The 8217-nt window shown below is 69.0% G+C and carries 5 protein-coding genes; 1 reads left to right on the top strand and 4 read right to left on the bottom strand.

Going from position 1 to position 8217, the window contains the following annotated elements:
- Window positions 1-38 precede the first annotated feature (38 nt).
- Together ggt and IRZ30_RS13385 are read right to left on the bottom strand one after the other, a co-directional pair.
- On the bottom strand, window positions 39-1775 hold the full coding sequence (ggt, locus tag IRZ30_RS13380) for a gamma-glutamyltransferase (protein WP_294085917.1): 1737 nt from the start codon (window positions 1773-1775) through the stop codon (window positions 39-41).
- Window positions 1776-2412: 637 nt separating this feature from the next.
- Window positions 2413-3177 carry an HAD-IIA family hydrolase gene (locus IRZ30_RS13385; protein ID WP_294085920.1) on the bottom strand — a complete coding sequence of 255 codons (765 nt, stop codon included), beginning with the start codon at window positions 3175-3177 and terminating at the stop codon, window positions 2413-2415.
- 201 nt (window positions 3178-3378) lie between these two features.
- Here IRZ30_RS13385 and IRZ30_RS13390 point away from each other — a divergent pair, with 201 nt between their 5' ends.
- On the top strand, window positions 3379-3630 hold the full coding sequence (locus IRZ30_RS13390) for a hypothetical protein (protein ID WP_294085921.1): 252 nt from the start codon (window positions 3379-3381) through the stop codon (window positions 3628-3630).
- A 171-nt stretch (window positions 3631-3801) separates the two neighbouring features.
- Here the strand turns inward: IRZ30_RS13390 and IRZ30_RS13395 are convergent, their stop codons facing one another.
- Both IRZ30_RS13395 and IRZ30_RS13400 read right to left on the bottom strand, forming a co-directional pair.
- A complete protein-coding gene (locus IRZ30_RS13395; RefSeq protein ID WP_294085922.1) occupies window positions 3802-6324 on the bottom strand; it encodes a malic enzyme-like NAD(P)-binding protein in 2523 nt (840 codons plus the stop codon).
- An 87-nt stretch (window positions 6325-6411) separates the two neighbouring features.
- The gene (locus IRZ30_RS13400; protein WP_294085924.1) at window positions 6412-7947 is read right to left on the bottom strand and encodes an o-succinylbenzoate--CoA ligase; all 1536 of its coding nucleotides are present in this window, start codon (window positions 7945-7947) and stop codon (window positions 6412-6414) included.
- Window positions 7948-8217 lie beyond the last annotated feature (270 nt).

Genomic DNA, 8217 nt, shown 5'->3' on the forward strand with positions numbered 1-8217 from the left:
CTTGTGGGAGAGGGGGTCAGGGGGTGAGGGGTAAGCACCTACACCCCGATCGCCGTCGCCGGGGTGAAGGGGAAGACGCCGCCGTGCAGCTCGCCCGTTTCCGGGTCGATCCGGATACCGTTCGGCCGGGCGAAGAAGCTGGACGAGAGCGTCTCGTCGCGCGGCACGATCCGGTGGCCGCGCTCGGCCAGGGCGGCGCGCACCTCCTCCGGGAAGCGGGTCGAGATCTCGAGCACCGGCCCCTCAGTGTGCAGGCGCGGCGCGGAGATCGCCGCCTGCATGCCCAGCCCGTAGTCGATCAGGTTCACCAGAATCTGGTAGACGGCCGACATGACTCGCCGGCCGCCGGGGGAGCCGAGCGCGGCGAACGGCTTCCCATCGCGCAGCACCACGACCGGCGTCGCGGCCGACATGACCCGCTTGCCCGGCCCGATCGAGGCGACCGCGCCCGGCTCCGGGTCGAACCAGGTGACCGCGTTGTTGAGCAGGATGCCGGTCCCATCGATGACCACACCGCAGCCGAAGATCCCGCCGAGCGTCGAGGTCAGCGCCACCATGTTCCGGTCACGGTCGATGACGGTGATGTGCGTCGTGTTCCCCTCGCCAGGGGCGCCGCTGCGCTCGACCGGGGAGCTGCCGCCGCTGGGGTCGAACGGCCAGGGGTCGCCGGGGCCTTCGTCCGGCGTCGCCCGTGCGGGGTCGATCGTGGCGCGCCGCACCGCCGCGTACTCCGGCGAGACGACGCCCTGGAGCGGCACCGGCACGAGCGCCGGGTCGCCCAGGTGGCGCAGCCGGTCGACCATCGCCCGGCGCAGCGCTTCCGCGATCAGGTGCAGCGCATCCGGCGTCTGGAACCCGGCCCCGGCCAGGTCGAACCCTTCGACGATCTTCAGTGCCTCGACGACGGTGGGGAATCCGCTGGACTCGAGCGCGCCGGCGATCTGGAAGCCGCGGTAGGTCGCAACATGCGGCGAGCGCTCATAGGTGCGGTGCGCGGCCAGGTCCTCCTCGGTGATCAACCCGCCGTTGCGCTTCATCTCATCCGCGATCATCCGGGCGATCTCACCCCGGTAGATCACGTCGACGCCCTTTTCGGCGATGATGCTGAGCGTGCGCGCCAGGTCGGGTTGCACCAGGCGGTCGCCCGGACCGGAGATCGGTGGGGCAGGCGGGGCGCCTGACGGCTTCAGATAGACACGACGAGTCGACGGGAAGCGCTGGAGCAGATCCCAGTTCGACGCGATCGACATGGCGACGTAGTGGTTGACCTCGAAGCCGTCGGCAGCCAGGCGGATGGCGGGCTGCACAACCTCGCGCCAGGGCAGCCGCCCGAAGCGCCGGTGCGCCTCACCGACGAGGGCCGGCATGCCGGGTACCCCGGGCGCGAGCCAGCCGGTGTTGTTCGCGTCGTCCTTGACCGCGCGCCAGTTGTACATCCCGGCCCGCTGATCACCGGGCAGCAGCTCGAACATCTCCGGCCGAATCGCCGCCGGGAGGACGGTGCTGCCGTCGAGGCAGGTGATCTCGCCGGTGGCGCCGTCGCGGTACACGAGGAAGGCGATGCCGCCCAGGCCGCTCATGTGCGGCTCGACCACCCCGATGGCGAACGCCGTCGCCACCGCCGCGTCGATGGCGTTCCCGCCGCGGGCAAGAATCTCCGCGCCCGCCTCGGCCGCCAGCGGCTGCATCGCCGCGACCATCCCGTCGCGCGCCACCGCCTCGGTCTTGTCGATGATCCACTCACTGCGCCGGCTCCGACTGGCCGCTGCACCCATCACCATGCCCCTTTCATCACTGCACGGGTCATCGCAGAACACCCGCTGTGCCGTCTACTCTAACCGATCATGGGAGTGATGGAATGCGTTTGAGGGCGGTGGGTGCATACGCCGTGGCGCATGCCCGGGACAAGTGCCGCCGGTCTGATAAGGCGAAGCCGGCTTTGGAGTGCGGCGGCCCCAGCCGCTTTGGTATCGCGCGGCCGCAGCCGCGCGCCGGGGTTGGTGCCGCACCGTCGCCGGGACACGGGCTGCGTGGCGCGACGGATCTCACGCCGCGGCGCGTGCCCGGGGCTAAAGCCACCGGGCTGAGAAGGCGAAGCCCACTGAAGGGGCTGGGAACGCTGCGCTCGGCGGCGTGCCGGATCGAATCCGCCTGGATGTCGCCATCGTAGCCCCTTCAGTGGGCTTACCCATTATTCAGCCCGGCGGCTTTAGCCCCGGGCACACGTGGCGCGCGGGGATCCTCTCACCGCCCGGTCGGATCACCGTCGTTAGCCGGCTTCAGCCGGCTTTCCTGGTCAGCCCGGTGGCTCTAGCCCCGGGCACGCGCCACCGCGCGAGGATCCTCACACCACCTATCCTCAGACACCTCCCACGACGCGGCGCCCCGCAGCCCGGGTCTGACGCCGTCAGCCTAGGGCAGCTCCGCGACGGAGTCGACGATCCGGGTGGGTTGGTAGGGGAACCGGGACACCATCTCCCGCGTGGTCACACCGGTGAGCACCAGCACGGTCTCTAACCCGCTCTCGATCCCGATCAGGATGTCCGTGTCCATCCGATCGCCGATCATGATCGTATTCTCGGAGTGCTCCCCGAGGCGGCGCAGCGCTGTGCGAATCATCAATGGGTTCGGCTTGCCGATGAAGTACGGCACGGCGCCGATGGCGCGCTCGATCAACGCCGCGACCGCGCCGGTAGCCGGGACGATCCCCTCGTCACTCGGGCCGGAGGGATCAGGGTTGGTGGCGATAAAGCGGGCGCCGCCCTGGATCAGCCGGATGGCGCGGGTGATCCGTTCAAAGCTGTAGTCCTGGGTCTCACCCAACACCACGTAGTCGGGAGAACGGTCAGTGAAGGTGTAGCCGATGTCCTCCAGCGCCTCGAAGAGCCCATCCTCCCCAACGACATAGGCGGTGCCGCGGGGGTGTTGGCTGTTGAGGAACTGCGCGGTGGCCAGAGCCGAGGTGTGGATGCGCTCCTCAGGGATCTCCAGCCCCATGCGCCGGAGGCGGTGGGCCAGGATGGCCGGCGGGTACATCGAGTTGTTGGTCAACACGAGGAACGGTCGTCCGTCGGCGATGAGCCGCTCGATGAACTCCGGTGCTCCGGGGATGACCGTCCGACCGCGCACGAGCACCCCATCCATGTCGGTCAATACGGCCTTCCGATCGTGCGTCATACGCCCTCCCGCCTCTCCCAATGCGTGCGGATCCCTCACAAGAGTGTAGCCATATGAGCGAGTGACTTGCGCGGCGCCACGCGCGAGCCTGCCACGAGGGATAACCAAACTGTAACGCCGTTCGCAGCCAAATTCGTTGAATATGGAAAGGTGAGCAGGGAATCATGGGTGCAATTCAGTCATGCGATGAAGGACTCGGTGATGCAGTTCGTTCTCATCGACCCAGATCCGGACTCGGCTGCGGAGGTGCGATACGTACTGAGCGAAGCAGGGCACAACGTGGCGCTGGCGACGACCGTCGACGAGGCCTGCCGGGCGACGGTGCTCACCACCCCCGACGCCGTACTGGTCAGCTCCACGGCCACGCAGATCGACATGCGCCTTCTGCGCGACAGGCTCCAGCAACTGAACTATACCGGGCCGATCCTCAGGATCGAGCCGGGCGTGGAATAGGACCCGCGGGAACGAGTTGGGGATGTGACGCGTGATGCGTCATACGTCATGCGTGTTGCGTGTTGCGTGGTCCGTATTCCGTGCTTCCCCCCTCTCCCCTGGTGGGCTCCGTCCGAGAGGGATCGGAGGTGAGGGGGACGCATGACGCATGACGCATGACGCACCACGCCCCTACCGCTGGATGCGCTCGTAGATCAACTCCTGGGTGCGGGCGGCGACCTCCTCGGGATCGACCGGGATGCGGGCGACGCCGGTTTCGACGGCGGCGCGAGCCACGGCCGCGGCGACCGCGGCGGGCACGTGCAGGTCCAGCGCACCGGGGATGACGAAGTCGCGACTCAATTCCTTGGGCGAGACCAGATCCGCGATGGCGCGGGCCGCCGCCAGCTTCATCGCGTCGTTGATGTCGGTCGCACGGGCGTCGAGCGCGCCGCGGAAGACACCGGGGAAGGCCAGCGAGTTGTTGACCTGGTTGGGGTAGTCGGAGCGCCCGGTCGCCACCACCAGCGCCCCGGCTTCCTTGGCCTCGTCCGGCAGGATCTCCGGCTCCGGGTTGGCCAGGGCGAAGATGATCGGGTCGGGCGCCATGCTGCGGATCATCTCCGGCGTCAGCGCCCCGGCGACGGAAACGCCGATGAAGACGTCCGCTCCGACGAGGGCTTCGGTCAGCGTGCCGGTGATCTGGTCCTTGTTGGTCAGGCGGGCCAGTTCCTCCTTGACCCGGTTCAGCCCCTCACGTCCGCGGTGGACGATGCCCCGCCGGTCGCAGAGGATGATGTCGCCCACGCCGACGGTCAGCAGGAGGCGCGCGACCGCGACGCCCGCCGACCCGGCGCCGTTGATGACGACCTTAACCTCTTCGAGCGGAGTGCCGCGCAGCGTGCAGGCGTTGAGCAGCGCCGCCAGCACGATGATCGCCGTGCCGTGCTGGTCATCGTGGAAGACCGGCAGGTCGAGCCGCTCCTTCAGGGCCGCCTCGATCTCGAAGCAGCGCGGGGCGGAAATGTCCTCCAGGTTGATCCCGCCGAACGACGGCGCGATGGCGGTGACGATGTCGACGATGGCCTGCGGATCGCGCTCGGCCACGCAGATCGGGAAGGCCTCAACGCCCGCCAGCGTCTGGAACAGAACCGCCTTGCCCTCCATGACCGGGAGCGCGGCCTGCGGGCCGATGTCGCCCAGCCCCAGCACGGCGCTGCCGTCGGTCACGATCGCGACCAGGTTCTCCTTGACCGTTAGATCGTAGACGACGCTGGGGTCGTCCTGCACCTCGGCGACCGGCGCCAGCGCGGCCGGGGGGACATACAGGAGCTTGAGGATGTGGTGGTCCTTGATCGGGATCTTGCTCCGGATCTCCAGCACGCCGTTGTGCCGCCGCCGCAGATCGATCGCCTGCTCGCGGAGCGTGCGCGGGCGCGGGGTCGGCGGCGTCGCGGGACGGGTCCGGGCGGTGGGCATCCCCTCATAGACGTAGCGCAGGGTGTTCTCGGCCACCTCTTCCGGGTCCACGTCGTGGACCGCCTCACCGGTCTCCTTCGCCGCACGTACCACGGCGGCAGCCAGCGTCGGCGCAACGCGGAAGTCGAAGATGCGGGGCACGATGTTGTCGGCGTGCAACTCGTCCTCCGGCACGAGCCCCGCCAGCGCCTCGGCGGCGTAGACCAGCGTCCGCAGCCGGATGTTCCGGGCGCCCGAGTCGAGCAACCCCCGGAACACGCCCGGGAAGACGAGCGAGATGTCCATCATGTTGGGATGGTCGGAGCGTCCGGTGCCGACCACGGCGGCGCCGGCGGCCTTGGCCTCCTGGGGCGAGATCTCCGGCGTCGGCAGCGCCAGCGCGAAGACGATCGGGTCCCGTGCCATCTCGGCGATCATCTCCGGGGTGACGGTATCGCCGGTGGAGACCCCAATGAAGACATCGGCACCACGCAGCATCTCGGCCAGGCTGCCGCGCCGGTGCTCCGGGTTCGACTCCTTGGCGACGTAGGCCTTGGCCCAGTTCATTCGGTAGGGGCGGTAGGGGTAGATGGCCCCCGCCCGGTCGCACACGACCAGGTCGCGCACGCCGACGCGGTGGAGCAGCCGGGCAATGCCGATGCCGGCCACGCCCGCCCCGGCAATGACCACCCGGATGGCATTCAGTTCCTTGCCGACCACCTTGAGCGCGTTCATCAGCGCCCCGAGCACCAGGATGGAGCTGCCGTGGTGCTGGTTGCTGAAGACCGGGATGTTGCCGCCCTTCTCCAAGTGGTCGGCGATGGTGAAGCTGTGCGGCGCGCTGATGTGGTCCAGACAGATCGCGCCGAAGGTGGGCGTGAGCGCCAGGATGGTTTCGACGATAGACAACGGATCCCGCTGGTCGAGGCAGATCGGGAAGGCGTCGATTCCGGCAAAGGTCTTGAAGAGGACGCTCTTGGCCTCCAGCAGCGGCAGCGCGGCCTCGGGCAACCCGGCCGCCAGGCCGAAGAGATCCGACCCGTCGGTAACGATGGCCACGGTGTTGCCGCGCGAGGTCAACTCGAAGGAGCTGAGCGCGTCCTCGCTGATGACTCGGCACGCCTCGGCTACGCCAGGGGTGTACACCAGGCTTAATACCGCGCGGTCGCGAATTGGTACTTTACTGGAAACCCCGATCAATCCGCTGTGGCGGCGCCGGTAGTTGAGCGCCTCATCCTGCTGCTCAATGAGATACACGTGACCTGCCCAACATCGCTAAGCGGGGTTGTCGCCCGGCTAATGAAACGCCCGGCCGATTTTACATGGCGGCCACAGCCTGTACAATCAGGGTTCAGGCGCCGGATCGTACGTCTCCCAGGACTCGCGCAACACCCGCCGCAGTAACTTGCCGCCCGCGTTACGCGGTAGCGGTTCGTGAGTAAGACGTATTCGCGACGGGATCTTATAGCCTGCCAACCGACCCCGGCAGAAGGCGCGGAGATCCTCAGCAGACAGTTCCTCTCCCGCATCCAACCGTACCACGGCCGCGACCGTCTGGCCCCACTCGGGGTCGGGCAGGCCGATGACGCCCGCTTCCCGCACCTTGGGGTGGGCCAGCAGCACCGCCTCCACCTCGGACGGGTAGACGTTCTCCCCGCCGGTGACGATCAGGTCGTCGCGCCGATCCAGGACGTAGAGATAGCCGTCCTCATCCAGGTAGCCGGCATCGCCGGTGTGCAGCCAGCCGTCCACGATCGCTCGCGCCGTGGCCTCCGGCCGCCCATGGTAGCCGGCCGTCACAATCGGCCCGCGAACCAGGATCTCGCCGGCTTCGCCCGGCGCCGCCGGTCGCCCGTCCCGCTCGATGCGGATCTCATTGGGGTAGAGCGGCTTGCCAGCCGAGCCGATCCGGCGGAGCGCGTCCTCCGGCGCCAGTGTCGCCACCTGCGACGCCGTCTCGGTCAGGCCGTAGGTCTGCATCACCGGGATGCCACGCGCGGCGCACATCTCCAGCAGCGGCCGTGGGGCCGGCCCGCCACCCAGCAGCAGGCAGCGCAGCCAGGGGGGATACGGCTTTTCGCCGCGCGCCGCGAGCATGCGCCACACCATCGTCGCCACGACCGAGACAATCGTCACCCGCTCCTCGTCGATGGCGCGGTTGACCGCCTCGGCTTCGAACGTCTCATGCAGGACGACCGTCATGCCGTAGATCGCGCCGCGGGTCAGGATCGACAGCCCGCCGACGTGGAACAGGGGCAGGCAGGCCAGCCAGCGGTCGTCGGCATGCAAGCCGAGGTTGAGCGCCGAGCCGATCGCGCTCCACCAGAAGTTCCCGTAGGTGAGTAGCGCCCCCTTTGGCCGGCCGGTCGTGCCGGAGGTGTAGACGATGCTGTGGACCTCGTCCGGAGCGTGGTGGTCGACCAGCGCCACGTCCGCTTCCGGGACCGCCTCCAGCGCGACGGCCCCAGGCGGCGCATCCGGCACCACGCCGACCGTCGCGAGCTGCGGCCCCGGCACGGCTGCCGCCACACCCACGGTGTGCGCGTCACACACCAGAAGCCGGGCGCCGGCGTCGGCCACCTGCCAGGCGACCTCGCCGGCCGTGAGCCGAATATTGATCGGCACCAGCACCGCGCCGAGGCGGCCCAGGGCGTGGACGATCTCCACGACGGCCGGCCCGTTCCGCAGCATGATCGCGACCCGGTCCCCGGCGCCGACGCCGAGCGCCGCCAGCCGCCGGGCCATGGCGTCGACGCGGGCGTCCAGCTCCGCGAAGGTCCAGGACTCCCCACCGGCCATTAGCGCCACCCGCTCCGGCGTGCTCCGGGCGCGGGACGCGAGCCAGTCGGGGAGGACATGGCTGGAAGTCGGCAGGTTCATGTCGCGGCCCTCACCCCCTAACCCCCTCTCCCAACCTTGGGAGAGGGGGGACGATAGTCGGGAGCCGTGTCGCAGATCGCATCCTGGATACTTCTCCCCTCTCCCAAAGCTGGGAGAGGGGTCGAGGGTGAGGGCCGCTCCCACCGCGTACGCATCACACTTCCACTCCCAATCCACCTCCAGCCGGCACTGCCATCCGCCCCTGGGTGATCGCGAGCGGGCTGGTGAGAAGGTCGGTGGCGAGGAGGGAGCCGGTGGCCAGGCCGCAGG

Origin of the sequence: Sphaerobacter sp. (genome assembly GCF_019683595.1) — a bacterium.
Classification (GTDB): domain Bacteria; phylum Chloroflexota; class Chloroflexia; order Thermomicrobiales; family Thermomicrobiaceae; genus Sphaerobacter.

Coding starts and splice junctions, on each gene's coding strand:
- ggt (WP_294085917.1), bottom strand. CDS start 1,775: ATGGGTGCAGCGGCCAGTCGGAGCCGGCGCAGTGAGTGGATCATCGAC.
- IRZ30_RS13385 (WP_294085920.1), bottom strand. CDS start 3,177: ATGACGCACGATCGGAAGGCCGTATTGACCGACATGGATGGGGTGCTC.
- IRZ30_RS13390 (WP_294085921.1), top strand. CDS start 3,379: ATGCAGTTCGTTCTCATCGACCCAGATCCGGACTCGGCTGCGGAGGTG.
- IRZ30_RS13400 (WP_294085924.1), bottom strand. CDS start 7,947: ATGAACCTGCCGACTTCCAGCCATGTCCTCCCCGACTGGCTCGCGTCC.